Source organism: Arthrobacter sp. YD4 (assembly GCF_030410515.1).
Lineage (GTDB): Bacteria > Actinomycetota > Actinomycetes > Actinomycetales > Micrococcaceae > Arthrobacter.
In genome coordinates, this window is record NZ_JAUHHD010000002.1 from 643,230 (window position 1) to 669,600 (window position 26,371).

At 65.3% G+C, this 26,371-nt stretch carries 20 protein-coding genes; 13 read left to right on the forward strand and 7 right to left on the reverse strand.

The genetic code is table 11. The features are described from left to right. Positions 1–362: 362 nt before the first annotated feature. On the reverse strand, positions 363–1,784 hold the full coding sequence (gene dnaA, locus QWJ39_RS07505; RefSeq protein WP_290257109.1) for a chromosomal replication initiator protein DnaA: 1,422 nt from the start codon (positions 1,782–1,784) through the stop codon (positions 363–365). A 465-nt stretch (positions 1,785–2,249) separates the two neighbouring features. Between dnaA and rpmH the strand changes: the two genes are divergently transcribed. The 8 genes from rpmH (at position 2,250) to QWJ39_RS07545 (ending at position 8,001) form a co-directional block, all read left to right on the forward strand. Then, positions 2,250–2,387: a 50S ribosomal protein L34 gene (rpmH, locus tag QWJ39_RS07510; RefSeq protein ID WP_003800212.1), complete on the forward strand. Its 138-nt coding sequence runs from the start codon at positions 2,250–2,252 to the stop codon at positions 2,385–2,387. 40 nt (positions 2,388–2,427) lie between these two features. Then, a complete protein-coding gene (rnpA, locus tag QWJ39_RS07515) occupies positions 2,428–2,838 on the forward strand; it encodes a ribonuclease P protein component (protein WP_290257112.1) in 411 nt (136 codons plus the stop codon). A 37-nt stretch (positions 2,839–2,875) separates the two neighbouring features. Then, positions 2,876–3,238, forward strand: coding sequence for a membrane protein insertion efficiency factor YidD (yidD, locus tag QWJ39_RS07520; protein WP_290257308.1), 363 nt, complete (start codon positions 2,876–2,878; stop codon positions 3,236–3,238). Positions 3,239–3,254: 16 nt separating this feature from the next. Then, positions 3,255–4,229: a membrane protein insertase YidC gene (yidC, locus tag QWJ39_RS07525; RefSeq protein WP_290257113.1), complete on the forward strand. Its 975-nt coding sequence runs from the start codon at positions 3,255–3,257 to the stop codon at positions 4,227–4,229. Continuing rightward, positions 4,229–4,843 carry a R3H domain-containing nucleic acid-binding protein gene (locus QWJ39_RS07530; RefSeq protein ID WP_290257114.1) on the forward strand — a complete coding sequence of 205 codons (615 nt, stop codon included), beginning with the start codon at positions 4,229–4,231 and terminating at the stop codon, positions 4,841–4,843. The genes yidC and QWJ39_RS07530 overlap by 1 nt, the downstream gene beginning before the upstream one ends. Before the next feature lie 17 nt (positions 4,844–4,860). Continuing rightward, positions 4,861–5,511: a 16S rRNA (guanine(527)-N(7))-methyltransferase RsmG gene (rsmG, locus tag QWJ39_RS07535; protein ID WP_290257309.1), complete on the forward strand. Its 651-nt coding sequence runs from the start codon at positions 4,861–4,863 to the stop codon at positions 5,509–5,511. A gap of 85 nt (positions 5,512–5,596) precedes the next feature. Next, positions 5,597–6,664 (forward strand): ParA family protein, encoded by a 1,068-nt coding sequence (locus tag QWJ39_RS07540; protein WP_290257115.1) that lies wholly within the window; start codon positions 5,597–5,599, stop codon positions 6,662–6,664. A gap of 68 nt (positions 6,665–6,732) precedes the next feature. Beyond that, positions 6,733–8,001 carry a ParB/RepB/Spo0J family partition protein gene (locus QWJ39_RS07545; protein ID WP_290257116.1) on the forward strand — a complete coding sequence of 423 codons (1,269 nt, stop codon included), beginning with the start codon at positions 6,733–6,735 and terminating at the stop codon, positions 7,999–8,001. A gap of 5,477 nt (positions 8,002–13,478) precedes the next feature. Here QWJ39_RS07545 and trxA read toward each other — a convergent pair. The 5 genes from trxA to QWJ39_RS07570 all read right to left on the reverse strand — a co-directional run bounded on the left by trxA (position 13,479) and on the right by QWJ39_RS07570 (position 19,420). Continuing rightward, positions 13,479–13,805, reverse strand: a complete 327-nt coding sequence (trxA, locus tag QWJ39_RS07550; protein ID WP_290257117.1) for a thioredoxin — start codon at positions 13,803–13,805, stop codon at positions 13,479–13,481. 36 nt (positions 13,806–13,841) lie between these two features. Further along, complete coding sequence (gene trxB / locus QWJ39_RS07555; protein WP_290257118.1) at positions 13,842–14,801, reverse strand: thioredoxin-disulfide reductase; 960 nt, start codon at positions 14,799–14,801, stop codon at positions 13,842–13,844. Positions 14,802–14,962: 161 nt separating this feature from the next. Further along, entirely contained in the window at positions 14,963–16,513 is a 1,551-nt protein-coding gene (locus tag QWJ39_RS07560; protein ID WP_290257119.1) for an ABC transporter substrate-binding protein, read from the reverse strand. Between the two features lie 169 nt (positions 16,514–16,682). After that, positions 16,683–18,809: a murein biosynthesis integral membrane protein MurJ gene (gene murJ, locus QWJ39_RS07565; protein ID WP_290257120.1), complete on the reverse strand. Its 2,127-nt coding sequence runs from the start codon at positions 18,807–18,809 to the stop codon at positions 16,683–16,685. A gap of 59 nt (positions 18,810–18,868) precedes the next feature. Then, complete coding sequence (locus QWJ39_RS07570; protein ID WP_290257121.1) at positions 18,869–19,420, reverse strand: NUDIX hydrolase; 552 nt, start codon at positions 19,418–19,420, stop codon at positions 18,869–18,871. A gap of 171 nt (positions 19,421–19,591) precedes the next feature. On the opposite strand from QWJ39_RS07570, the gene QWJ39_RS07575 reads away from it, so the two are divergent. The 5 genes from QWJ39_RS07575 to QWJ39_RS07595 all read left to right on the forward strand — a co-directional run bounded on the left by QWJ39_RS07575 (position 19,592) and on the right by QWJ39_RS07595 (position 25,628). Continuing rightward, positions 19,592–21,058, forward strand: a complete 1,467-nt coding sequence (locus QWJ39_RS07575) for a CCA tRNA nucleotidyltransferase (RefSeq protein ID WP_290257122.1) — start codon at positions 19,592–19,594, stop codon at positions 21,056–21,058. Further along, positions 21,058–21,642 carry a histidine phosphatase family protein gene (locus tag QWJ39_RS07580; protein ID WP_290257124.1) on the forward strand — a complete coding sequence of 195 codons (585 nt, stop codon included), beginning with the start codon at positions 21,058–21,060 and terminating at the stop codon, positions 21,640–21,642. Before QWJ39_RS07575 ends, QWJ39_RS07580 begins: the two co-directional genes overlap by 1 nt. A 727-nt stretch (positions 21,643–22,369) precedes the next feature. After that, complete coding sequence (locus QWJ39_RS07585; RefSeq protein ID WP_290257125.1) at positions 22,370–22,510, forward strand: hypothetical protein; 141 nt, start codon at positions 22,370–22,372, stop codon at positions 22,508–22,510. Between the two features lie 189 nt (positions 22,511–22,699). Continuing rightward, positions 22,700–24,175 carry a glycosyltransferase 87 family protein gene (locus QWJ39_RS07590; protein WP_290257126.1) on the forward strand — a complete coding sequence of 492 codons (1,476 nt, stop codon included), beginning with the start codon at positions 22,700–22,702 and terminating at the stop codon, positions 24,173–24,175. Beyond that, positions 24,168–25,628, forward strand: coding sequence for an NAD(P)/FAD-dependent oxidoreductase (locus tag QWJ39_RS07595; RefSeq protein WP_290257127.1), 1,461 nt, complete (start codon positions 24,168–24,170; stop codon positions 25,626–25,628). The genes QWJ39_RS07590 and QWJ39_RS07595 overlap by 8 nt, the downstream gene beginning before the upstream one ends. On the opposite strand, the gene QWJ39_RS07600 is transcribed toward QWJ39_RS07595, so the two are convergent. Then, the gene (locus tag QWJ39_RS07600) at positions 25,625–26,320 is read right to left on the reverse strand and encodes an ABC transporter ATP-binding protein (RefSeq protein WP_290257128.1); all 696 of its coding nucleotides are present in this window, start codon (positions 26,318–26,320) and stop codon (positions 25,625–25,627) included. The genes QWJ39_RS07595 and QWJ39_RS07600 overlap by 4 nt on opposite strands. Between the last annotated feature and the right edge of the window lie 51 nt (positions 26,321–26,371).

Genomic DNA, 26,371 nt, shown 5'->3' on the forward strand with positions numbered 1-26,371 from the left:
CGGCTTACATCGCTGTGGTTTCGGCCGGGCCCTCAGTTCGGCCTGGGCCGGACCGCGGTGGGGTGGAGGGAGATTGTTGTTTGAGGGAATTTCATTTTCTTGGGATTAGTAGTGTTAATAACTGCTGTGGAAACTGTGGATAACCCGGTCCCGGCCCGCCGATCCGCGGTTAAGCCCTGTTCATGAGCTGTGGGTCCGTCAGGTTTTAAACAGGGTGTGGATGGGGACAAGATTTTTGGCCGTTTCGTCGATCCACAGGCGGCTTAAGGGTTTTAAGCCCATTAACTGCCGTTGTCCCCTTAACTATCCACAGGCTTGTCCACAGCCCCCTGTTAATAAGGTATGAGTACGCGGATGCGGGGCTAGGAATTCCGCTGCTGCTGCTTGATCCGGTTGGTCAGTTCGGTGACCTGGTTGTAGATCACACGGCGTTCGGCCATCAGTTCGCGGATCTTGCGGTCGGCGTGGATCACCGTGGTGTGGTCCCGGCCGCCGAGCTCCTGGCCGATCTTGGGCAGCGACATGTCGGTCAGCTCCCGGCAGAGGTACATGGCGATCTGGCGTGCGGTGACCAAGGTCCGGGTCCGGGACTTGCTGCAGAGCTCCTCCATGGTGAGCTTGAAGTAGTCCGCGGTCTGGGTCAGGATCTGCGCCGAGGTGATCTCCTGGGCGCCGTCGTCGGTGATCAGGTCCTTGAGCACCATCTCGGCGAGGGCAACGTCCACCGGCTGCCGGTTCAGGCTGGCGAACGCGGTTACCCGGATCAGGGCGCCTTCGAGCTCGCGGATGTTGCTGGAGATCTTGGAGGCGATGTACTCGAGGGCATCGTCCGGCGCGGAGAGGCCTTCGCTGAGCGCCTTCTTGCGGAGGATAGCGATGCGGGTTTCCAGTTCCGGCGGCTGGATGTCGGTCAGCAGGCCCCACTCGAAGCGGGACTTCATCCGGTCTTCGAAGCCGGCCAGCAATTTCGGCGGCTGGTCCGAGGTGATGACCACCTGCTTGTTGTTGTTGTGCAGGGCGTTGAAGGTGTGGAAGAACTCCTCGAGCGTGCGGTCCTTGCCGGCCAGGAACTGGATGTCGTCGATCAGCAGGACGTCGACGTTCCGGTAGGTGGTCTTGAAGCTGGTGCCCTCGTCGTCGCGGATCGAGTTGATGAAGTCGTTGGTGAACTCTTCGGAGTTGACGTAGCGGACGCGTATCCCGCTGTAGAGGCGGCGGGCGTAGTGGCCGATTGCGTGGAGCAGGTGGGTCTTGCCGAGGCCCGAGTCACCGTAGATGAACAGCGGGTTGTAGGCCTTGGCCGGGGCTTCGGCAACGGCGACGGCGGCCGCGTGCGCGAACCGGTTGGAGGAACCGATCACGAAGGTGTCGAAGACGTACTTCGGGTTCAGCCGGCCGAATTCGTGTGAGGTGCTCGGCAGCATGGGCTGCGGCTTGAGTTCGACGGCGGGATCGGCCGTGCGGGTCAGCTCCGGTGCCGCTTCGGGTTCGACGTGCAGGGGCACCAGTTCGGTATCGACGTCAATCGCGCAGCGGATCTCGTCGGAGAAGACGTCCCGCAGTGCGTCGTCGAGGGCTTCCTTGACCTGGGTCTGGAGCACCTCTCGGGTGAGTTCGTTGGGAACGGCCACCAGCAGTGTGGAGCCGATGAGGCCCTGCGCCTGGGCGAGGATGACAAAACCGCGCTGCCTGGGGGTAACCCGGTGGTCGTTTTCCAGGAGGCTAACCACCCGGCGCCAGGAGCTCCCGACGGTGTTGGCGTGGTCGGCTTCGTCTACCGTCATCAATGAATTCCTCAAACCTTGCTTGCTGGCGTTACCGCAGCCGCACCGCCCGGGACTCGATGTGTGGTCCCGGCGTAATCCACAGGGTTGTACACAGACAGTGGATAATGGGCTACTGGGACACTCTAGGGGATGAAAAGCCCAGAAGATAGCTGGGAACTGACCTGTGGATAATTACACCGTTGTGGTTCTCTCCGGGGGCTTGTGATGTGCTTCATCCACAGGCCCGGGGGCAGGTTAGCCACAGCTGGGGATGATCGCCGGCGACCCCTCCGGTTTGACTCTGCAGCCGTTTTTCCCCTAACGTTGTGAAGTCCTTTGTGTCCGCTTTTCGCTTCATTGAAGCTCTCCCAGACGCCTGCGTCACCGGGAGCGGGGTAGCGGCACATACAAAACTTAGCGTCGGCCAGTTCTTCCCCTTTTTTGATCGGGTGGGCGCACCTTTGATCCACTGGAGTAACTAACGTGAGCAAGCGGACTTTTCAGCCGAATAACCGCCGTCGAGCCAAGAAGCACGGCTTCCGCCTTCGTATGCGTACCCGTGCCGGCCGCGCCATCCTGGCAGCCCGTCGTGGCAAGGGCCGCACCGAACTGTCGGCGTAAATACTGACTTATCGGTCATCACCCTTTTGCGAGTTGAGCGGTGCTAGCCACCCGGAACCGTCTGAGGACCTCTACCGATTTTTCAACAACTGTACGTTCCGGCGTCCGCAATGGACGCCGGAACTTAGTGTTATATACGGCAGCTTTACCTGACGGCGAACCTAGCCGCATCGGCTTCATCGTTTCCAAGAGTGTCGGGAACGCTGTTGTCAGGAACCTCGTTAAGAGGAGACTGAGAGAAGCTGGTGCGTTGTCGCTGCGCACTTATCCCGTCGGATTTGCCATCGTCGTCAGGGCCCTGCCCGCGTCGGCGTCCGCCGGCTGGGAGACCCTGCGTAATGACTACGATGCCGCCTTGGGAGCAACCCTCAAGCGGCTGGCCGGCCGCGCGCCGCAGGCCGTTGCCAAGGTTTCGAGTGAGACACCACAGGAAGGGACACCGCGTGCGTAATCGAGCTGCCGCCGTCGTCCCCGGTCCTGCACCGCGCGTGTCCAAGGCCGCCGCCTGGTTGGGCCGCGCGCTGTGGCACCTGCCCCGCAACCTGATCATTCTGCTGCTGATGGCCTACCGCAAGGTTGTGTCTCCGCTGTACGGCCAGGTCTGCCGATTCTTTCCGAGCTGCTCCGCCTATGCGCTGGAAGCGGTGACGGTCCATGGGGCGGTCAAGGGCACCGGGCTGGCGGTACGCCGGCTGCTGCGTTGCCACCCATGGAATTCCGGCGGTGTGGACCATGTCCCCGCCGGTCACCGGGAGTGGCCCGCCGGCCACACCCCCCGAATTGTCGTGCTGAACAACCCGGACAAGTACCTGGCGGCACAGTCTGATGGAGAAGGCCGCCCCGCGGCCTGACGAAGAGGAATAACGTATGGACATCTTTGGAGCAATTCTGGCCCCGTTCAAGTGGCTGGTATCGGCCATCATGATCGGCTTCCACGACGGACTGAGCTTCATTGGCCTGCCTGCAGCCAACGGCTGGACCTGGACCCTGTCCATCATCGGCCTGGTGCTGGTCATCCGCGCCGCGCTGATCCCCGTCTTCGTCAAGCAGATCAAGGCCCAGCGCGGCATGCAGCTGCTGCAGCCGGACCTGAAGAAGCTCCAGGACAAGTACAAGGGCAAGACCGACCAGCTTTCCCGCCAGGCCATGGCGCAGGAACAGATGGCGATGTACAAGAAGCACGGAACCAACCCGTTCTCCGCGTGCCTCCCCATGCTGATCCAGATGCCATTCTTCTTCGCCCTCTTCCAGGTCCTCTCCGGCATCAGCTCCGCCAAGGCCGGTGGCACCGGCATCGGCGCGATGAACATCGATCAGGTCCGGCAGTTCGACGAATCCAGCATCTTCGGTGCTCCGCTGTCGGCCTCGCTGCTCCATGGCGGCGGCGGAAACCAGACCGCCGTCTGGATCCTCTCGATCGTCATGATTCTGGCGATGACCGCCTCGCAGTTCATCACGCAGAAGCAGATCATGGCCAAGAACATGTCTGAAGACGCGATGGCCAGCCCCTTCATGCGGCAGCAGAAGATGATGCTCTACATCCTGCCGCTGGTCTTCGGCGTCGGCGGCATCAACTTCCCCATCGGTGTCCTCATCTACTGGACCACCACCAACCTGTGGACCATGGGCCAGCAGTTCTTCGTGATCCGTCGCATGCCCACCCCCGGTTCCCCCGCCGCCAAGGCCCTGGCCGAGCGCCGTGCCGCCAAGGGCCTGCCCAACCTGCCCCTGCTGGGTGCGAAGAAGGCCGACGCCGAGGCAGAGGCGGAAGCCGCTGCCAGCGCCGCCGTCGCCAAGAGCCAGCGCGTCCAGCCCCAGCGCAAGAACAGGAAGAGGAAGTAATGCCTGCCGAGAGCACCGACCACGCCATTGCCGCCGAGCCGCTGTCCCAGGAAGACGTCCGCGACGAGGCCGCGCCCAGCAACGATGCTGAAGCCCCGGAAGCCACGGATACCGAAGCCGGCCAGCCCGCGGGCAAGAGCAACACCGCCAGCCGCTTGGAGGAGGAAGGCGACGTCGCCGCCGACTACCTCGAGGAACTCCTGGACATCGCGGATATCGACGGTGACATCGACATCGAGGTGCGCAACGGCCGGACCTACATCTCGATCGTGGCCGAGGAGGACAACTCCGGCTTGGAGAACCTCGTGGGCCGCGACGGTGAGGTGCTGGAGGCCCTGCAAGAACTGACCCGTCTGGCCGTCCTCGCCGCCACGGAGAACCGCTCCCGGCTGGTCCTGGACATCAACGGGTACCGCACGGACCGTGCCGGCGACCTGCAGCAGATTGCCGAGGATGCCATCGCTTCGGTCAAGGAGAGCGGTGGTCCGGTGGCGCTGAAGCCGATGAGCGCTTACGAGCGCAAAATCGTGCATGACGCCGTCGCGGACCTAGGCTTCGTCAGCGAGTCCGAGGGCGAGGGTGCCCAGCGGCACATCGTTGTCTCCGCAGAGTGACTCCGCAGAGCAGCATGATGGTGGAGATTACCGCGGCCGAACTCAAGGCCGCCGAAGCGATTTTTGGTGACCGGCTGGACCTGGCCCGGCGCTATGTGGAGCACCTCGCCACGTCCGGTACCGAACGCGGCCTGATCGGCCCGCGTGAGGTGCCCCGACTGTGGAGCCGGCACGTGCTGAACTGTGCCGTGATCGAACGTGAGATTGCGCCCGGCAAACACGTGGCCGACGTCGGCAGCGGAGCCGGGCTCCCGGGGCTATGCCTGGCCATCGCCCGTCCGGACCTTGAACTGACACTCATCGAGCCGCTGGAGCGGCGCGTGATCTGGTTGCAGGAAGTGGTCGATGACCTCGGTCTGGACAACGTCACGGTGATGCGCACCCGTGCCGAGCTGGCCGTGGGACAGGTCGACGCCGACGTGGTCACCGCGCGCGCGGTATCCGCCCTGACCAACTTGGCCGGGCTTACTATCCCGCTGCTCCAGGGCAAGGGTGAAGTCGTGGCCATCAAGGGCCGCAGCGCCGGTGAAGAGATCGAAAAAGCCGCAAAGACCATCCGCAAACTGGGGGGCGTGGACACGTCCGTCGTGGTTGTCGGGGAGGATCTCCTTGAGGAGCCCACCACCGTGGTCCGCATCGTAGTGAATAAGCCCCTAAAGAAGGCGTAGCGTCCGCCCGGCGCCCGCTGTGTTGAGGGGTAAGAGGTTAGGCTAGTTAGCGGCAGTCAACGCCGAGCGAGAGTGAGAGTGTCAAGTGAGCAGTAGCGAAGCCTCCGCGCAACGGATTCCGCCGTTTGTGTCCCTGGGGTCTGCACGATCGTTCATGGCGCCTTCTGCCTCTCATTCCTCCGCCATAAGCAAACCTTCTTTGGTTGCAAGCAGCTCATCTTCCTCGTCGGTTTCACGTGAAACCTCGGCGATGTCTACCGGCAATGTACTGGATTCGATTGATGACTCCAGCCCGATTGCACGGGAACTCGCCCACGAAAACAAACGCCGGGAGCGCCTCCTGGGCCGGCAGCTGCCAAAGCCGGAGAAGACCCGTATCTTCACCGTGTCCAACCAGAAGGGCGGCGTCGGCAAGACCACCACCACGGTGAACATCGCCGCAGCGCTGGCCGCGGCCGGGCTCAACGTGCTGGTCATCGACATCGACCCGCAGGGCAACGCCTCCACCGCCCTTGGCATCGAACACCATGCCGATGTCGACAGCATCTACGACGTGCTTATCAACGATGTTCCGTTGCAGGACGTTGTCGCACCGTGCCCGGACATCGCCAAGCTGATCTGTGCACCGGCCACCATCCACCTGGCTGGAGCCGAGATCGAGCTCGTCAGCCTGGTGGCACGGGAGCAGCGGCTCCGCCGGGCGATCGACGTCTACGCCAAGGAACGCGCCAAGAACGGCGAGGAGCGGCTGGACTACATCTTCATTGACTGCCCGCCGAGCCTTGGTCTCCTGACGGTCAATGCTTTCTGCGCCGCCAGTGAAGTCCTCATTCCCATCCAGTGCGAGTACTACGCATTGGAAGGTCTGAGCCAGCTGCTGAAGAACATTGAGATGATCCAGAAGCACCTCAATGCCGACCTGGTGGTCTCGACCATTCTGCTGACCATGTATGACGGCCGTACCAACCTCGCCGCCCAAGTGGCCGCGGAGGTTCGTGAGCACTTCCCCGAGAAGGTTCTGAGTGCCGTGGTTCCCCGCTCCGTGCGCATTTCGGAGGCACCCAGTTACCAGCAGACGGTCATGACCTATGATCCGTCGTCCAGCGGCGCGCTGTCCTACTTGGAAGCCGCCGCTGAAATCGCCGAACGTTAGAATCTTCTCAACAATTGCACTAGCCAGAGCCGGAGCATGCCGCGCTCTTCCAATGGAGGGATTTATCCATGAGCGATAAGCGACGCGGCCTGGGCCGCGGACTTGGCGCACTGATTCCAAGTTCCGCCTCGGCTAACGCCTCCGGAAACGGTGCGGCCCCGTCCCGGCCCGTGGATCTGTTCTTCCCGCCGGCCAGCAAGCGCTCCGGCGAGGCGCCGGCTGTCGAGGAAGCCCCGGTAGAGGCAACCCCTGATGCTGCTGCCCCCGAGTCTGCTGCGTCCACATCTGCTGGGCCGGAGGAGACGACGACGTCCCGACCGGCTCCGTCGGATACGACCGCCAAGGCACCTGCCCGGAAGTCTGCTGCCGCGGCGAAGGGTAAGTCGGCCGCCTCGGCTGGTCCGGACACGTCCGGACGGAATCGTGCGGCCGCATCGAAGGTGGCGGCCGAGGCCCCTGCGCTTGAAGAGTCTGAGCCCGAGCTTCCGGCTGCCGATAACGGCGTGGACCTGGTTGCGGTCCCCGGGGTCCGCTTCGCTGAAATTCCGGTCGGCGACATCCACCCCAACCGTAAACAGCCCCGCTCGGTCTTCGATGAGGACGACATGGCGGAGCTCGTTCACTCCGTTCGCGAAATCGGAGTCCTCCAGCCAATTGTCGTCCGGACTTCAACCGAAGAAGGTGGAGAAACCTACGAGCTGGTCATGGGTGAACGCCGGTGGAGGGCAGTACAGGCCGCCGGCCTGGAAACCATCCCCGCAATCGTCCGTGACACCACCGATGATGACCTCCTTCGGGACGCACTGCTTGAAAACCTTCACCGCAGCCAGCTCAACCCGCTGGAAGAGGCCGCCGCATACCAGCAGCTGCTGGAAGACTTCGGTACCACTCACGAGCAGTTGGCGGACCGCATCGGCCGGTCCCGTCCGCAGGTGTCCAACACCCTGCGTCTGCTGAAGCTCCCGCCGTTGGTGCAGCGCCGTGTTGGAGCCGGTGTGCTGTCGGCCGGGCATGCCCGCGCCCTGCTGGCACTTCCGGACGCCGCCGCGATGGAACGGCTGGCCCAGAAGATTGTTGCCGAGGGCATGTCTGTCCGGGCCACTGAGGAGGCCGTCACTCTCTACCAGAGCCCCGCTGCCCCGGCCAAGAACAACATCCCCCGCCCCGGTGCACGGCACGAGCGCTTGGACTACCTGGCATCGTCGCTCTCGGACCGTCTGGACACCAACGTGAAGATCTCCCTCGGTGCGCGCAAGGGACGCGTCAGTATCGAGTTCGCCAGCGTGGAAGACCTGAACCGCATCATGGATGTTCTGACACCGGGTAATCCGACCTAGAGTTTATATTCATCTTTGGGAGGGTCCGTTTCGTGTGAAACGGGCCCTCTTTTGTGCGTCCATCGCCGGCTGGGTGGTCTGCGTGTTCGTGGCTATGGGTGGTGATGACGTCCACGCTGGGTGCGAATCCCCCATTAGTATCCACCAGTGTCACCGGTGTTGAAGGTACGAGCCTGGTGGCGTCAACGGCATGTCGGTTGGCTTACCCAGTTCAAGAAATCCTACGTACCGGCCTGCGCGCACGCAGTAGCTTGCGTGATCCTGGTTTTCCTACCGGGTTGGGTCGATGAGACCACCCAAACCGAGGCTCTTTTGTGGGCGTGCGGCGGCGCGGTGTGGTGCTTGGCGCACGGCCGAGGGGCCTGGGAGTCTGGGTGCGCCCCGTCGGCTGCGTGCCGGGCCCGGGAGTCCATGTCCTGACGTTAGACCGGATTGCGGGTTCACCGGATGATGACGACCATAGAGGGCTGCTTAGATCCGCCGGATGTCGCTTTCTAGCCTCATTCGAGCTGGACGTGCGCGGTGGACGCCTTCCTGCTTCTGCAGCGCTGTACGGTGCCTTCTAAGCCTGCCCTGGGGCGCATTGAGTTTCCCTGCCGACTGTGGTTCTCCGGACGCATTCGAGGCGGTTACAGTCCACCTTTGGCTCCAGCAACCCCCTATTCGTCGGTTTGGCCAGGCCAAAACCTCGTTGGGCGGGCTCGGTAGGTCTCCTCTCGTGCCACTAGGTTTGAACTTGTTGTGGGGCGAGGTGTGCGTAGGGATTGCTTGAGGCGAGGCGCAGTTGGGTGATTGGTCGCTATTCGCGCTCGGTAGTCTGCGGCGGATTTGCTGTTGTTGTTCGGGTGCTCATCCCCTGTCGGGGGCGCCTAGGCGTTCTGATGTTAGGGGGCCTTAGCGGCGATCAAGAGATACTGAGGGATCAACCAAGGCAGCCTTCGGCTTGCCTCCATTTGGGGCTGCTGTTTTCGATGCTGTTTCACGTGAAACAAGGTCCCCGCCCATGAGCCTGATGAGTGGATTGATGCTTAATGGGCCAGGTTCCGAGACGTCGGCGTACATATTGCGATGTAGGTCCTCCCTCAGAGTTCCGAAAGGTCTGCAGGCGCGATGTGCTGTGGCCTCCTTGGACAGGTCGATCCACATCTCTGCGTTCCGCAGACAACGTCGCAGTTCCGCGAAGGATAGGTCTCGACTACAAGCGCGAAGACCGTGGATGAAAGGCCTGGAGCCTACAAATCAATCATGGATCTGTGTACATGTTTCACGTGAAACGGTTTGCGTCGGCTCGATGCTACTGTCCTAGAATCCAGGTCCTAGGCATCCGTCCCGACGGGAGGCTGAGGTGCTGTCCGGGCGGGGAGGCTGGGCCGCCTACTGACGGTCTCCCGGGATAGCCACGGCGCTACCTTTAGTACTAGGGCGACCTGGCTTCAGACTTGGGTCTGCAGGGCGCTCAAGGAGGTGTGCGAGCTCCTGGGCTCGTCGACGCTCTGACGCCCAACCCTGAGTGTTGTGCGCTCCTGAACCTATGGGTGCCACCTCGAGTCTGATTAATGTACTGCGGCATCAGTGGGCTCCGGCTACTGAAGATTGCCTCAGCGACCGAGAGCGGATCGCGCAGAGCATCTTCCGACTAGCCGACTCTCGTTCCGCGCCGCACTCCCTCTGCTTGTTCTCGCCAAAGTGCTCTCGATGGGATCATCGTGCTCGGCGGGTGCATCAGTGGCTTGTACAGACTGCCCGTGGCTAGGTCGTGGCCTTTTGTTCTCATGTGCGGTACTGATCTGCGGCAAGCGCCAGGTATCGGGGTCAGCTGCCCAGTCCTGACTGGTGATGTTCGAAGAGGCGCATAGAGCAGGCAGCCTGGGACAACATGCTTGCTGGAGTCCCAAGGCTAGTTGACGGATGTCGGCTCCTAATAGGCAAGGTCTTTTCAGGGCCGCGCAATGGAGAGTCTCCCCCACGACTTCCGACTTGGGACCTCGGACCTCAGAGCTCCGAAACCGAAACCCAGAGTCGGATGCCGGACCACGGACGCTGGCCCCCGGACGCCGGATGCCGGCCCCCGGACACTTGCCCCGGACGCCGGACGCCGGACCACGGACACCGGACCACGGACACCGGCCCCGGGACGCCGGCCCGGGGAGAACCGAGTGCGGATCTTCGACCCAAGCACGTGGACGGCCGAGCCACACGGCGGACTCCACACCCCGGAAGCCGGCTCCCCTGCCCGCGGCGGCTGAACTCGTAACCGGGGCCGACGATATCTGGATGGGAGTTGCTCGTCAGGTTTGTAAGGCATGGCCAATATCAATACCGGCAAGACGGTGAGCAGGTAACGACGACTAACGGCGTGCCGTCGGAGGGTGGATGTCATCGATGAGTCGCCAGTGATTTCCAGAACTCGGTAGCGACCGTTTCGCGTTTGCCTGAGTGGGTTGAATCGGTACCGGCCGAGGGCGAACTTCGCAGCCATCACCACAGGTTCTGAGAGCCAATTTGCCGGTGGATATTGCTGTGGATAACTTTGTGGAAAGATCGGCGGACATCGTGGTCTAAATGGTCTCAGATGTGAGTACCCGAGAATATTGCTTGGGGTGAAGTAAGCGGTGGGAGTAGCCGCGACAGCGCTTGTTTCACGTGAAACACTGCCGCCGGGCAGAGTGCGGCCGAATATCCCCAGAACTGGCCGAAATCTCGCCACAAATGGGTTAACTTTCCGCCGGCGGCCCGGCCATCTAACAAAACAAACAATTCCGTTTCTCCACGAGACGGCCCTCTCCTCATCTGCGAGATTGGTCCGGGCCGACCCGCCCTCAAGGGGAACTGTTGATGAGGCATCGCGAGGCTGTGGATAAGACTGTGTGCAATCTCTCGGAGGACTGTGGATATCGCTGTGGATAGCCACAGTGGATATCCACGCTTGGAGACGCCCGAGAATGGACATGGTGATTGAATGCTGGCGCCCGTGCGCGCTGATATCCACGGCTGTCACCGTTACAGCGGGGCGGCCCCAAGACTTCGCCGTAGGGTTTCGGGGCCTCTGGGCTGAGGGATTCGAGCATAGGGCTGCCGGCGCAGATGCTCCTGCACTCCCCCTGTGTCTATGGAGGGAATGGTCACTACAGTCGAGTGAGCGACGGCAATCTAGTTGCTACCGGCAATGTCGATGGCGCCTGAGATCAATTGCCCGAACTGGCCCCTCTGCGACGCAGAGTGACCAGCAAGAGATGGTTCGGTAAGGGCCAGACGACTGGACGGCGTCCTCAGTCCGATGCGTCGCCTCAGGCAAGTTCCGTTGGGATGCGCCGGTCCTGCTGAGGTACATGGCGCTTCGGGTTAGCCACGACCAGGACGGGCTCCCCCGGAATGGCAGTCGGCCGCTCTCATGGGGGCTTGTCGTGTGTTGCTCAGGATGATCTGGCCCTGGGGACGAGTGCCTCGCGCGGGCGCCAGGCCCACACTGATGCCGCTAGCAGAACACTACGTGCCCAACTGGCGCAGCCGACCCATAAGGGTGAGGGGCACCCAGGTTGGATGACAAGCGACCAACCTCGGCTCGGCTTGAACGGACCCATCCTGCTGTCCTCCCCAGAGAGCACTGTGGTTCCGTTCATTCCCTGAATCGAGCGCGTAGCAGGATTTTTCTCGTAGGTCCCTATGGTCAGGTGGGACGCTGTCGGGAGTCGGTTGCGCAAGGAATTCATAGACGCCATCGACCTGGGGGCTCTACAGGCTAGTTGTCGATACCAAGATGTTGGGGTCCCTCCAACACCTTTACACCGCAGCAGGGCGGGAAAGTGGAGCACGGCCGTGAATGCTCATGGCTACCGATCCCCCACCTGGGGCCATTCGCTAAGTGCGTGGGCGTACGCGTCCCTCTAACCCAACCCCGCCGAAGCTTCTCAACTTCACCTGATCATCCCGTAACTGACGGTTACCGCCGTCGGCTTGAATACCTGATCATTTCCAGCTGACTGCCCGGTGTCATGAGGTGGACCGTCGTAGGTCGAAGCGGCCCACAACTCGCGCCTTTGAAGGTCCCTGAGCAGTATCGGGCCTGGATAGGTGGATCACCCGAAGCAAGGCTGAGGATTAGCGCTTCAGCCTGGGTAGCGTACTCCCACACTTACAATGGCCTCCCTGATCCTCCGGTTTCGGGCCGACCGTTGGATTCGCCACTGGGAGCACTGCCCTCGTATCACCCTCGTCGTCTGCTGGGAGACTCGCTCTGCCCCTCTCGCCGCCCACCCCCCTCTGGGCACAGGGATGGGTGGAGGTGGTGACTGGGAAGGGTTGTGAGGGTTTCACGTGAAACAAGGCTCGGGCATGGTCTCGATGGTCATTTTCACTCCGGAACCTGATCCCCGGTACCTGCGACCGCGGTGGGGTTGCTTTGATGTCCTGCCTCCGGAGGCCTACCTCCATAGGCACACCGCTACCGGCATTGAACGTTTCACGTGAAACAGGTTATAGAGAGGGATTGGCTCGTCTCCCCGCGTAAGCGACCGCGATGCACACCCTGGCCGTGTGTGAGGAGATGGGTGGTGGTTACGGTCTTGACGCAAGAACTAGGTAGAAATGTCGGGCGCCCGAGAGCTGTTAGAGAAGAAAGTAAACCGTAATAGTTAGAAGCTGGATATTCCTGGGTTTGACTGTGGTGGCTCGGCATTTTTTAAGGTTCCTGAATCCCGGATTCACTCCGTGTGGGGCCTGACCACTTCTCTAAAGATCTGGAGCAGATGGAACCGCATCGGCACTCTCCCTGGCGGCTTTCGAACCCGATCAAGATGCACATATTCGGTCCAGCCGTTTCGATCCAGGGCCCTCACCGCAAGGGCGGCTGAGGTGAGTCCATTCTGCGGCGAACTCACTCCGTGGGAGGCGGGACTCAGAGAATGCCGCCAAGGGTGCCACCAGCTAGTTCAGGGTGTCTCGAAAAGTACGCGAACGCACAGGTCATGTTTCACGTGAAACAGTGAATGGGCACTCCAGTTCCGGCCGAGTGTTGCCTCCGAAAGGTCGCAGCAGTCTGAGTTCAGTTGCGGTGAGTCCGTTTTCATCCGCCGGAGCCCAGTGCTGCTACTGCATGTTTCACGTGAAACACGACGGTGTCGACACTCCGCATGACGGGTAATGATGCCAAGGTGTTGACGACCAAGTCGATCACTTCCTGGATTCACCGAAGAAATTGACCTGTTCGTCGAGGTACTCCTGGTGGCTCTAGGACGCAGCCCCCGTGGCATGGGGTGTCTGGAGCTCTACGGAAATACGCTCTGTATATACCAACATATTCGGTTGATATCCAGCCAGAATAACGCTCACCCGGCTGAGTGGAACTAGGCAGCCAAGCGATAATAGTCGCGGCAACCGCGATATCTCTCTCATCGGAACAGAAACGAAAGGGCGACCCTCCCCTAGTGGGGAGAGCCGCCGTCGTCGTGCTGAGACCGGCCGGTGCCGGTCAGGATGAACTAGGACAGGACGTCCGCGAATTCCTTCTCGAAGTACTGCTTCGGGCGGGCGCCGATGACGCTGCCCTTCACTTCGCCACCCTGGAAGAGGTAGACGGCCGGAATCGAGGTGATGCCGTATTCGGCCGCGATGGCCGGGTTGTCATCGACGTTGACCTTGACCACGTCGACCTTTTCGCTGTACTCGACCGAGATCTCGTCCAGGATGGGGCCCAGCTTGCGGCACGGGCCGCACCATTCGGCCCAGAAGTCGACGATGACCGGCTTGTCGGAAGCGAGCACGTCGGTGCTGAAGCTTGCGTCTGTTACGTCTTTTGCGTTGCTCATAACCTTGTCCTTTTCGTGGAGGGGTAGCGTGCTGTTCTAGGCGACCGGAAGGTCTGCGAGGTAGTGCTCGACGTCGACGGCCGCGACACAGCCGGAACCGGAGGCGGTGATGGCCTGGCGGTAGGTCGGGTCGATGACGTCGCCGGCGGCGAAGACACCCTTGACGCTGGTCTTCGAGGACCGGCCCTCGACGGCGATGGTGCCCTCCGGGGTGAGATCCAGCTTGCCCTTGACCAGGTCAGTGCGGGGATCGTTGCCGATCGCGACGAAGACGCCGGTCACGGCCAGCTCGGACTCGGTGCCGTCCAGCAGGTTCTTCACCCGGAGTCCGGTGACCTTGTCGCCACCGAGGACATCCTCGACGCCGGTGTTCCAGACGAAGTTGATCTTCTCGTGGGCCAGGGCGCGGTCGGCCATGATCTTGGACGCGCGCAGCGTATCGCGGCGGTGAACCACGGTGACGGAGCGGGCAAACTTGGTGAGGAAGAGTGCCTCTTCCATGGCGGAGTCGCCACCGCCGATCACGGCGATGTCCTGATCCTTGAAGAAGAAACCGTCGCAGGTTGCACACCAGCTGACGCCGTGGCCGGAGAGGCGCTTCTCGTTGGCCAGGCCCAGTTCGCGGTAGGCGGACCCGGTGGACAGGATGATGGACCGTGCGCGGAAGGTCTCCCCCGTCGCAATGGTGACGGTCTTGATGTCGCCGTCGAGGTCCAGCTCTGTGACGTCCTCGAACTGGATCTCCGTGCCGAACCGGGCAGCCTGCTTCTCGAAGTTCTCCATCAGGTCAGGACCCATGATGCCCTCGGGGAACCCGGGGTAGTTCTCGACGTCGGTGGTGTTCATCAGTTCGCCACCGGCGGTGACGGAGCCCGCCAGGAGCAGGGGCTTCAGGTTGGCGCGTGCCGTGTACACCGCGGCGGTGTAGCCGGCCGGCCCCGAGCCGACGATGATGACATCACGTACTTCGGACGCGGTGTTTTCTGCGTTGCTCACTGAACGGTGAACCTCTTCCTTTGTCGATGCACCCGCCAGGTTGGCCGGCCACATGGCACAACTAAGCGCACCGGGTGAATATTCCGCGTACGCCTTTGGACGGGGCCTAGCCCCGTCCTTCTAGGGTACCGGTGTGGGGCCGCCGGGACGGCCCGGAACGGCTACTGGACCTTGATCTCCGCGAGCCGCAGGCCGAAGCCGTAGCGGGTCTTCGGGGCGGCCAGCTTCGGCAGGTTCTTGATCTGGATGATGACGTACTGCGCGGTCACCGGTTCCTGCAACGGCAGCGTCAACTCCGGCGAGGTGAAGCTGTTGCTGCCCACCAGCTTGGCGCCGTCGAGCGAGGGCTGGTCGGCGGTGTAGACGCTGATGTTGCCGCCGGAGGCACCGAGCTGGCTGAGCGTGACGGAGGAGACCTTGGCCGGGCCCTTGAGCTTGACCACCAGCGGGACGCCGTCCGGAGCGAAGCCGCCCCAGGCGTCGGTGGCGAATTCCATGTCGGACCAGTAGCTGGCGGCGTTGCCGTCGTACGTCTTGACCAGATCGCCGTCGTAGGTGGCCGCAAAGTCGAAGTTGCCCTGGCGGGACACGGATTCGATCGCCGGCGGAACCGCGGCCGGCGGGGCACTCTGGCTCGTCGATGGCGTGCCGGACTGCTCGGGGGTACCGGTGGAAGTCGAGGTCGTCTTCGCTGCCTGCGGTGTGCCGCCCTTGAAGAGGCCGCCCAGGTTGGTGACGGCGAAGATAAGGCCGATGACCAGGACGGCGGCCAGCAACGCGCCGACCAGCCACCGCATGGAGCGGGGCTCGCGGCGGGGTGCGTCATCGTCATCGTCGTCGTAGTCCCCCGGGCCGTCCGCGGCGGGTTTGCGGGCAAAGGCGGGCAGGGTTGCGGCGGCGCGGCCGGCTGCGGGGCCGGAGGACTTCTCCCGTGCCATCGTGCGCTGGTCCGGGACGGCGTCGTCGTAATCGTCGTCCTGCCACAGGGAAACCTTGGGGTTCGACGACGTCGGAGCGGCCTTCGCGGACTGTGCCGGCTGGACCGGGTTGGCCACGGTCGGCTGCGGCGCGGCGTCCTGCGGCGCGGTCTTCGGGGCCTTCGACGGTTTCGCTGCCTTCGCGGCGGCCGCGCCTGCGGCTGCTCCGGCAACACCTGCGGCGGCGGCCGCTCCGGCTCCCCGGTGCTCCGTCTTCGGCGCTGCTGCCTGCGGGGCGGGGGCCTGCCGCGGCGGAACCACCGGCTGGTTGGCTGGCCGCTGCTGCTGGTCGCCGTAGTTGATGTAGCCGGCGTCGACTTCCTCGTCGTCGTAGAGGCCGTCATAGGTTTCGGGCTCGTTCGACCGGGCCTGGCCGAAGATCTCACTGCCCAGCGTGTCGGTGAAGAACGGTTCCACGTAGGGCGGGTTGGAGCTGACCACGAGGTCCAGCAGGTCAGCCGCGGACGTGTGGTTGGTGATCAGGTAGGTGGCGTCGTCACTGACTCCGAGGTCCAGGATCTGCACCTGTCCGGGGCGTTCGCCGGTGGCCACCTCGCGGGCGCTCTGGGCCACCTGGTCGGCGTTTCCCGGGCCAGCAACGAGGATGCTCACGGGACGGTTCAGCACCTGGTCCACGCCGTCCAGCACCAGATCCTCGTCATGCGAGGTCAGAACCGTGGCGGTCACCTTGTAGCGGCCGCCGAGTACTGATCCGACATCGATCGGGTGGGACACGTGTTCCTCCTAGGCTGTCCGGAACTGCCGGCCCCGGTGACGTCAACGGTCAACGCCGGCCCCCGGTAAAGCCGGTGGACCCCAGGTCTGCAACTCCCCTTGTTAGTCTTCGATCCTAACTGATGCTGGTGTTGCGCCCGGTGACCACGGCCTCCGTTCGGGGTGCGGCTTACTTTTTGTTGCCCTGCCCGTCCGGGAAGTACGGGTTGCGTCCGGGGTCGCCCTGGTAGGTGCGGCGGCCCGGCAGTGGAATCTCCGTCTGGCCCGCCCCGCCCCGCGACGTGGCGGGCCGTTCCTCCTCGGGGAGGTAGCCGCCGTCGGGGCCCCAACCGGTGGTGTCTTCCTCGCGGACGTCGGGACCCACGCGGAAGGACGCCGAATCGAACTCTCCCGAGATCCGCGGGATGAGGCCGGTATCCAGGGAGGTGGTGGCCCGCTGGGGAACCGTCCGGACCGGTGCGGTCCGTCCCGCCGGAACCTCCCCGGCTACTTCCTCGCCCGAGCCGGCACCAGCCTCGCCCGTGGCGTCCGCCCCTGTCCCTGCGGCGCCTGCCGCACCCGCGGCGGCCGGGCGGCGGCGCAGCCTGCCCAGCAGCGGCTGCAGGAGGTCCTGGAGCTCGCTCACCCGCAGCACCCGCAGCAGCACGAAGTAGACGGCCAGCATGATGGGGCCGACGACGGCGACGGTCACCAGTGCGGCGATCCGGCCGCTCCAGGCGAAGCCGTCCGGGTTGTAGCTGCCCAGCAGCCAGAGGGCGCCGGTCCCCGCGATAGCCGAACCGAGGGCCGCGTAGCCCATCTTGATGTAGGAACTGGCGACGCGCGGGCCGTCCAGGTGGCCCAGGAGCCGCCGCAGGAAGCCGGCGCTGACGATCACGGAGAGGATGTTGCCGCCGGTGTAGAGGAGTGCGATGGCGAAGATGATCCGGTCGAAGGGCAGGAACTGGATGAAGAAGGCCGCCACCACGTTCACCAGGGCCAGGACCAGCTGGATGTAGAAGGGGGTGCGGGCGTCCTCGTTGGCGTAGAACACCCGCGACATCATGAAGTTGGCGCTCATGAACGGGGTGCTGAGGGCCAGGATGGTCAGGGTCTGGGCCAGCATGACCCCGTCCTGCCGGTCACCGCCGGAGAAGAACATGCCCAGCGGGCCGGCCAGTGCGAAGAGGGCCAGTGCACCGAAGACTGTCGCCACCGCCATGGTGCGCAGGCCGTGGCTGAGCGCGCGGCGGAGTCCGGCCCGGTCCCCGTCCTGGGAGGCGCGGGTCATCCGGTTGAAGAGCACCGTGGCGAGCGAGAGGGCGATGATCGAGTGCGGCAGCAGGTACAGCTGGCTGGCCACCTCCAGCACGGCGTTGCCGGGAAGCGTGGCGGCCGCCTCGGTCTGTCCTTCGGCCTGGAGCCGGAGGCGTTCGGCGCCGGGGATGGTCGCGATGCGCATGATGTAGAGGAAGGCCAGCTGCCCCACAGCCGCCGTCGCCAGCGTCCACACGCTGAGCTTGGCGGCCTGTCCCAGCCCCACCCCGCGCCAGCCGAAACGGGGACGCAGCCCCAGCCGGAGCCGCAGCACGGGGATCATCAGGATGGCCGTCTGCGCCACGACGCCGATGGTGGAGAACCCGGCCACCAGCAACGTCTGGAAGGATCCCCAGTTGTCCAGCGTGTGCGGGTTGGCCTCGTTGGTGCCGAGGATCCAGATGAACATACCGAGGCCGGCGATGGCGACGACGTTGTTCAGGATCGGTGCCCACATGGCGGGCCCGAACGCGCCGTTGGCGTTCAGGACCTGGGTCAGCAGGGCATAGAGGCCGTAGAAGAAGATCTGCGGCAGGCACCAGAACGCGAACGCCACGGCCAGGGACTTCTGCTGCGGTGAATACCCCTGGGTGGTCAGGTCAATCACGGTGGGCGCCAGCAGCGTCACCACCAGCGTCAGGGACAACAGCACGACGACGGCCAGGGTGAGCAGGCGGCTGATGTAGTCGGCGCCGCGGTCCGGGCCCTTGCTGGCCTTGATGATCTGCGGGACCAGGACGGCGTTGAAGACGCCGCCGGCCACCAACAGGAAGATCAAGTTGGGAAGGTTGTTGGCATTGATGAACGTGTCGGTGACCGTCGAGCCGAGGCCCAGGGCCAGCGCCAGCATCCAGGTCTTGGCGAATCCGAGGAACCGCGAGACCAGGGTCCCGGCGGCCATGACGGCGCTGGACCGGGCCTCTCCGGCGCGGGCGGCCTGGGGGGCGGCGGCTTCGGAGGGTGCGGACTTCTCGGGCTGGGGCTGGGCGGCAGACATCATTCTCATCGTCTCACCCGGGCGGCCGAATAGGCGCAACCGCGGCCCGTACGGACGTGGTCCTAGCGGTGGTCGGGAAGGACTTCGCGGGCGAGGTCGGCGATGCGGCGCTCATTGGGGAAGGACAATTTCCGCGCCAGTTCCGTCAGCGGCACCCACGCCACGTCCACGGCTTCCTGGTCGGGATCGTTCTCAATGGTCAGTTCGCCGCCGGTGGCCTGCAACAGATAGTGGTGGACCGTCTTGTGGACCCGGTGCCCGCTGACGGTGAACCAGTAGTCGATGCTTCCCAGCGGGGCGAGGATCTTGCCCTCGATGCCGGTCTCTTCGGCGATCTCGCGGACGGCCGCTTCCTCGTTGCTTTCCTTGCCTTCCGGGTGGCCCTTCGGCAGGCACCACTCGAGGCGGCCGCCGCGGTTGAGCCGGGCGATGATCGCCACGCGCAGTTCGGCGTCGGATGTATCCACCACGACGCCGCCCGCGGAAACTTCCTCCACGGTAGGCAGGGAGGCCTGGCCCGCGTGCTGCTGCGCCGGCGCGACGTTGCCACCGATTGCCGAGGGCAACGGTGCGTTCGTCCTCCTGCCGGGAGCGCTCGGTACGGGGTGGGCCATAAAGTCCACTCTAACTACTCTTGCCCGGACTTGATGACCTAAACGTGACGGGAAAGTGGACGGCGGGAAAATCGGATTCGGCCCGCCCCCGCGGGCCGCCGCGGACGGGCCGGTGTCCCCGGTCCGTCCCGGTGTGGTGCTGGCGGGGATTTCTGACAAGCTTAAGAGACTATGTCGCACCCACATCACCAGACCGAGTCCCACCCCGTCGATTTCCAGGTTGACCCGGTGGTCCTTGAGCTGGGGCGGCGTTTTGCCGACGCCGGCCACGAACTCTCCCTGGTCGGCGGCCCGGTCCGGGACCTCTTCCTGGGCCGTGAATCGCCGGACCTGGACTTCACCACCGACGCCACCCCGGACCAGACCGTCGCGCTGATCAAGAAATGGGCCGACAACTTCTGGGAGATCGGACGCGCCTTCGGGACCATCGGGATGCGCAAGGCCGGTTTCCAGATCGAGATCACCACCTACCGCGCCGAGGCCTACGACCCCGAGTCACGGAAACCTGTGGTGGCGTTCGGATCCTCCCTGACCGATGACCTGCTGCGCCGCGACTTCACCATCAACGCCATGGCCCTCCGGCTGCCCTCGATGGAACTGGTGGACCCGTTCGGCGGGGTCCGGGACCTGCACGCCTCCACGCTGTCCACGCCCGGGTCGCCCGAGGATTCCTTCTCGGACGACCCGCTGCGGATGATGCGGGCCGCCCGCTTCGCCGCGCAGCTGGGTGTGACCGTCCACCCCGACGTCCGCCGCGCCATGACCGCCATGGCGGAGCGGATCAAGATCATTTCCAACGAGCGTGTCCGCGACGAGCTGGTCAAGCTCATCTGCGCCGCCCAGCCAAGGACCGGCGTCGACCTCCTCGTGGACACCGGCCTGGCCGAATACGTGCTGCCCGAGGTGTCCGCGCTTCGGCTCGAATCGGATGAACACCACCGCCACAAGGACGTCTACCAGCACTCGCTGCAGGTCCTGGAGCAGGCCGCGGGCCTGGAGACCGGCGCCGAAGGCCCCGTCCCGGGCCCTGACTTCGTGCTGCGGTTCGCGGCCCTGATGCACGACGTCGGCAAGCCGGCCACGCGGCGCTTCGAGGCGGGCGGCGCGGTGAGTTTCCGGCACCACGACATGGTGGGGTCGAAGCTGACCGCGAAGCGGATGAAGGCGCTCCGCTTCGACAACGACACCATCAAGGCCGTTGCGCGCCTGGTGGAACTGCACATGCGGTTCTACGGATACGGCGACGCCGGCTGGAGCGACTCCGCCGTCCGCCGCTACGTTACCGACGCCGGCCCCCTCCTGGAGCGGCTGCACCGGCTGACCCGGTCCGACGTAACCACCCGCAACCAGCGCAAGGCCGAACGCCTCGCCTTCGCCTACGACGACCTTGAGACGCGGATCGCCGAGCTGCGCGAGCGGGAATCGCTGGAGGCGGTCCGCCCGGACCTCGACGGCGGCGCCATCATGGCCCTGCTGGGCCTCAAGCCGGGACCCGTCGTCGGCCGCGCCTACAAGTACCTGCTGGAAGTACGGATGGAGAACGGGCCGCTCGAGCCCGCCGCCGCCGAAGCCAAACTGCTGGAATGGTGGGCGGCGCAGCCGGAATCCGCCGCCGTCGCACCCTCTGAGGAGTCCTAATGCCCGCACCCGCCAACGGCCCCCGCCCCCAGCTCTGGATCCTCCGCCACGGCGAGACCGAATGGTCCAAGAGCGGCCAGTACACGGGCCTGACGGACCTTCCCCTCACGGTGGAGGGCGAGCAGCAGGCCGTGGAGGCCCGCAAGGTCCTTGACGGGGTCGACTTCGACCTGGTGCTCACCTCGCCGCTGCGCCGCGCCCGCCGCACGGCCGAACTGGCCGGCTTCCCCGACGCACGGCTGGAACCGCTGGCGGTGGAGTGGGACTACGGCGACTACGAGGGCATCAGCTCGGACCTGATCCGGAAGGACAACCCGGACTACCTGATCTGGACCCACGGCGTGCCAAACGGTGAAGCGCTCGACGACGTCGCGGCCCGGGCGGACAAGATCGTGGCCAGGGTGCTGGAGTCCGGCCTCGACAATGTCCTGGTCGTGGCGCACGGGCATTTCTCCCGCATCCTCACTGCCCGGTGGCTGGGACTGGACGCCCACGAGGGACGGCATTTCGTCCTGGGTACAGCCAAGGTCTGCACGCTCGGCTGGGATAAGAAGACCCCCGCAGTAGTGCGTTGGGGCCTCTAAACCCGTCCCTTAAAAGTTTTTCCATAAAACTTTATGGATTAAGTGGTCAACCCCTGCATTCATCATGTAGTTTTATTTCCAACCCCAGAGGCGTCCAGCCGGGGTATCGGCGCTCACCGCCCGGCCTGTCAGCCGGAGCGATGGCACAACAGAAAAGGAGGTTGGGAAAATGATTACTTTGACTCGCGGATGGATGTTCACCCTCACCGCCAACCCGGCCTCCGTTGTTGCCTGGCGCCCGAATTTTGGAATGCACACCTGCTGATTCCGCTCATCGCCGGCCACGTGCCGGGATTGCAGAACCGCCGCTAGCCCGAATCCTCCCGCATCAGGGACGGCGCGGGCTTCGGCGGGACAGTTGCCGGTGAAGCCTCCTTCTTCATCACCTTCGCCCTGCCAGGCCATCACAGCGCGCGGCACCACAATTCGGAACTCTGCTTCCCGGCGGTGCATCTTTCACGCTCAGTGCCGGCATTCTTCGCGTGGCGAATTCACGCACTAAGACGGCTCTTCTTTTGCTGCCCTTTTTAGTGAAATTACCTGCAATTTATCCGGGGTCTATTTGTCATGCCCAGATATCCCGGAAATTCCTTCCCTCTTCACCCCAGGAGTACACGTGTCTGTCGTTCCGTCCCTGACCCGCCCCACACCGCACCCCGGAGCCCTGCCGGTTCGGCCGGATCCCGCCCAGACTTCCATCCCGACCCTCCGGAGGGAGGTGAAACCAATGAAACGACAGCTCCCCCGCGTGCCGGTCTTCCGTCCGCGGCCCGGCCGCAAGGAACGGACGCAGTTCAACGCCCAGCTGCTGGAACAGCGGCGTGAAGACGTCTACCTGACCCTGCACCAGATGGGCCTGATCCGCTGATTCCCTGCTGCCCCGACCGCCCAGGTCACGCACACCGCAGCAGCCATCAGAGGAGGACCCATGAGATTGACCATTCCGAGCTACCCGCCAGGAGCCCACGCGGCAACGCGTGGGCTCCCCCGTTTAACCGGCCGCCCGTAGCCCCCAGGGCCACGTCCGGCCGCCGCGAACCCCCGGTAAGCTCATGGCATGCAGGAGACAATGCCGCCGGACCAGCACCGGAGGAGCCGACTGGTGGTTCCCACCCGCAGTGACCGGCTGCTACGGAACTTCACCGAACTGATCGGCGGACCCATGGGGCGCCGCGCCGCGCCCGGTGTCGTCTCTCCCGGCCTCTTCACCGTCCCGCGGGTGCTTGGAATCCTGACGGTCCTGGCCGCGCTGCTGGCACTCCTGGTCAAGGGCTACTGCCGGAGCAACGGCTGGGAATCCCCCGGCCAGTTCTACGCCACCTGCTACTCCGACTTCCCCGAACTCTTTCGAAACCGCGGACTGGGCAACGGCGCCTTCCCGTTCGTCACCGCCGGAAGTCACTTCGAATACCCGGTCCTGATGGGCTTCATCGCCGGAGCCACCGCCCTTCTGGTACCCGGCTCGGGAACCGGCGCCGGCCGGGTCCTCGCGTACTTCGACGTCAATGCCACCCTGGTGGCGGCCGTCTGGATCGTCGTCGTCCTCGTCACCGCCCGCACGGCCGGCCGGCGGCCCTGGGACGCCGCCATGGTGGCGCTGGCCCCCGGCATCATCCTGGCCGGATTCATCAACTGGGACATGTGGGCCGTGGGTTTCCTGGCCCTGGCCATGTACTTCTTCGCCCGGAACCACCTGGTCCTGGCCGGCATCTGCATCGGGCTGGGCACCGCCACCAAGCTCTACCCGCTGCTGATCCTCGGCGCCATCCTGGTGCTCGCGCTGCGCACCGGACGGATCCGGGCGTTCCTCACCACCGCCGGGGCGGCCGCGGCGGCGTGGCTTGCCGTGAACCTTCCCGCCCTGCTGGCAGACCCGGCCGGATGGAAGTACTTCTACCAGTTCACCGAGTCCCGGCCCGCCGGCTACAGCTCACCCTGGTTCGCGTACAACCTGGTGGCCGGCCGGCTCGGCTGGAAGCCGCTGGAGGCGGCCGTCATCAACTCCCTGGCCATGGACCTGTTCCTGGCCGCCTGCGTGCTGATCGCGCTGCTGGCCCTGGCCGCCCCGCGCCGTCCCCGCCTGGCGCAACTGGTCTTCCTGATCGTGGCCGCCTTCATCCTGACCAACAAGGTCTACTCGCCCCAGTTCGTCATCTGGCTCATCCCGCTGCTGGCCCTGGCCCGGCCGCGGTGGCGCGACTTCCTCATCTGGCAGGCCATCGAGGCACTGCACTGGGCGGCCGTGTGGATGTTCCTGGGTCAGGTCACCAGCGGCGGCCCCTCCCAGCACAACATCGACATGCCCTACTACGTCCTGGCCGTCGTCGCGCACATGCTGGCCACGGCATATCTGATGGCGCGGGTGGCCTGGGACATCGTCGAGCCGGACCGGGACATCATCCGCCGGCAGCGCGTGGACGATCCCCATGGAGGTCCCTTCGACGGCGCCGCTGACCGGCTGCGGATCGACCTCCGGCACCCGGCGGCCTCGGTCCTGCCGTGGCGGACGGCGAAGGTGGGCTCCGATGCCTGACGTCGCGGTGGTGGGAGCGGGTCCCAACGGCCTCGCCGCGGCCGTGACGATGGCCCGCGCCGGCCTCGCCGTGGATGTGTACGAGGCCGCACCCACCCCCGGCGGCGGCCTCCGGACCATGGAACTGATGGAACCGGGCCACCTGCACGACGTCTGCTCGGCCGTCCACCCCATGGCGCTGGCCTCGCCGTTCTTCCGCGGTTTCGGGCTCTCCCGGCGGATCGACGTCGTGACCCCTGAGCTCTCCCACGGGGCGCCCCTCGACGGTGGCCGGGCCGCGCTCGGCTACCGCTCCCTGGAGCGCACGGCAGCCGCCCTGGGCCGCGACGGCGCAGCGTACCGACGCCTGATGACCCCGCTGCTGCAACGCCTCGAGGGAGTCATGGACGTTGCCCTCAACCAGCTTGTGCGGGTCCCCCGGGACCCCGTCGCCGCCGCCGTCTTCGGCCTCCGCACCCTTGAACAGGGCACCCGGCTGTGGGATGCCCGCTTCCGTGAGGATCTCGCCCCCGCGCTCCTGACCGGGGTGGCCGCCCACGCCGTCGCTCCGCTGCCCACCCTCCCGGCCGCCGGCGCCGGCCTGGTCCTCGGTGCCCTGGGACATGCCGGGGGCTGGCCCATCCCGGTGGGCGGTTCCGCCTCCATCGCGCAGGCGATGATCGCGGACATCGAAGCCCACGGCGGCCGGATCCGCACCGGCACCCGGATCGATACCCTGACGGACCTGCCGCCGGCACGGGCCAGCCTGTTCGACGTGGCCCCGCCCGGGCTGCTGCGGATCGCCGGCAACCGGCTCCCGGCCCGTTACCGCCGCGCCCTGGAGGACTACCGGTTCGGCAACGGCGCCTGCAAGGTGGACTACATCCTCTCGGGCCCCGTCCCCTGGGCCGCCTCCGAGCTCGCCGGGGCCGGCACGGTCCACGTCGGCGGCACCCGGGCCGAGACCGCCGAGGCCGAGCACCTGGTGGCTTCCGGGCAGCACCCGGAGCGGCCCTACGTCCTGGTCTCCCAGCCCTCCACCTTCGACACCGGCCGCGCCCCCGCCGGCCGGCACATCCTCTGGACCTACTGCCACGTCCCGGCCGGGTCCACCGTGGACATGGGCGCCGAGGTCACGGCCCAGCTGGAGCGATTCGCCCCCGGCTTCCGGGACCTGATCGTGGACCAGCGGGTGACCACGGCGGCGGACCTCGGCGCCTACAACGAAAACTATGTCGGCGGGGACTTCAGCGCCGGGGCCATGGACCTGCGCGGTCTGCTGGCCCGTCCGGTGTTCCGGCCCGTCCCGTGGCGGACCCCCGTCCGCGGGCTCTATCTCTGCTCTTCGGCCACCCCGCCCGGGCCCGGCGTGACCGGCATGCCCGGCTTCCACGCCGCCCGGCACGCGCTCCGGGACGTCTTCGGTCTCCCGGTTCCCGCACTGGGCCCGGTGGGGGACGCGGCCGCCGGCTAGTGCGCGCCCTGCAGGGCGCCGAGCGAGAGCCGACCGTCGGCCATCGTGGCGACGGCGTCGGTGTGCGGCACCAGGTCCGCGTCGTGGGTGACCATTAGCGTCGCGACGCCGAATTCATCGGTGACCTCCCGCAGCAACCGGACGATGTCCCCGCTGCGCTGCTGGTCCAGCGCCGCCGTCGGCTCATCCACCAGCAGCAGGGCCGGGTCGGCCATCAGGGCCCGGGCGATGTTGACGCGCTGCCGCTGGCCGCCGGAGAGCTGGTGCGGCCAGCGGTCTCCCGCGGCGGCCAGGCCCACGCGGTCCAGCAGCGTCCCGGCGCGCTCCCGGGCCTGCCGCGGCTGTTCTCCGCGCAGGTGCGCTGCCAGGAGGAGCTGTTCCACGGCGGTCAGGGAGGGCAGGAGGTTGGGCTGCTGGAAGATGATCCCGACCCGGTCCCGCCGCAGCGCCGAGCGGGCCGCGTCGGACAGGGACCCCGCGTCCTGGCCGGCCACCAGGACGGTGCCGGAGCTCGGGCGGATCAGGGTGGCGGCCACCGCCAGCAGCGATGACTTCCCGGATCCGGACGGACCCAGCAAGGCCAGGAACGTGCCGGCGGCCAGGTCCAGGCTGACCCGGTCCAGGGCGCGCAGCGTGCTGCCGCCGTCGGGGTAGTCGAGGGTGACGTCGCGGAGGCTGAGGACGGACTTCATGAATATGCCTTTCGAAGAATGTTTAGGGTGAGGGTGCGGGTGCCGGTGGCA

Excerpts from the sequence above, each read along its gene's own strand:
- dnaA (WP_290257109.1), bottom strand. The coding sequence starts at position 1,784 with ATGACGGTAGACGAAGCCGACCACGCCAACACCGTCGGGAGCTCCTGG.
- yidC (WP_290257113.1), top strand. The coding sequence starts at position 3,255 with ATGGACATCTTTGGAGCAATTCTGGCCCCGTTCAAGTGGCTGGTATCG.
- QWJ39_RS07530 (WP_290257114.1), top strand. The coding sequence starts at position 4,229 with ATGCCTGCCGAGAGCACCGACCACGCCATTGCCGCCGAGCCGCTGTCC.
- rsmG (WP_290257309.1), top strand. The coding sequence starts at position 4,861 with ATGGTGGAGATTACCGCGGCCGAACTCAAGGCCGCCGAAGCGATTTTT.
- QWJ39_RS07545 (WP_290257116.1), top strand. The coding sequence starts at position 6,733 with ATGAGCGATAAGCGACGCGGCCTGGGCCGCGGACTTGGCGCACTGATT.
- trxA (WP_290257117.1), bottom strand. The coding sequence starts at position 13,805 with ATGAGCAACGCAAAAGACGTAACAGACGCAAGCTTCAGCACCGACGTG.
- murJ (WP_290257120.1), bottom strand. The coding sequence starts at position 18,809 with ATGATGTCTGCCGCCCAGCCCCAGCCCGAGAAGTCCGCACCCTCCGAA.
- QWJ39_RS07570 (WP_290257121.1), bottom strand. The coding sequence starts at position 19,420 with ATGGCCCACCCCGTACCGAGCGCTCCCGGCAGGAGGACGAACGCACCG.
- QWJ39_RS07575 (WP_290257122.1), top strand. The coding sequence starts at position 19,592 with ATGTCGCACCCACATCACCAGACCGAGTCCCACCCCGTCGATTTCCAG.
- QWJ39_RS07580 (WP_290257124.1), top strand. The coding sequence starts at position 21,058 with ATGCCCGCACCCGCCAACGGCCCCCGCCCCCAGCTCTGGATCCTCCGC.
- QWJ39_RS07585 (WP_290257125.1), top strand. The coding sequence starts at position 22,370 with ATGAAACGACAGCTCCCCCGCGTGCCGGTCTTCCGTCCGCGGCCCGGC.
- QWJ39_RS07590 (WP_290257126.1), top strand. The coding sequence starts at position 22,700 with ATGCAGGAGACAATGCCGCCGGACCAGCACCGGAGGAGCCGACTGGTG.
- QWJ39_RS07595 (WP_290257127.1), top strand. The coding sequence starts at position 24,168 with ATGCCTGACGTCGCGGTGGTGGGAGCGGGTCCCAACGGCCTCGCCGCG.
- QWJ39_RS07600 (WP_290257128.1), bottom strand. The coding sequence starts at position 26,320 with ATGAAGTCCGTCCTCAGCCTCCGCGACGTCACCCTCGACTACCCCGAC.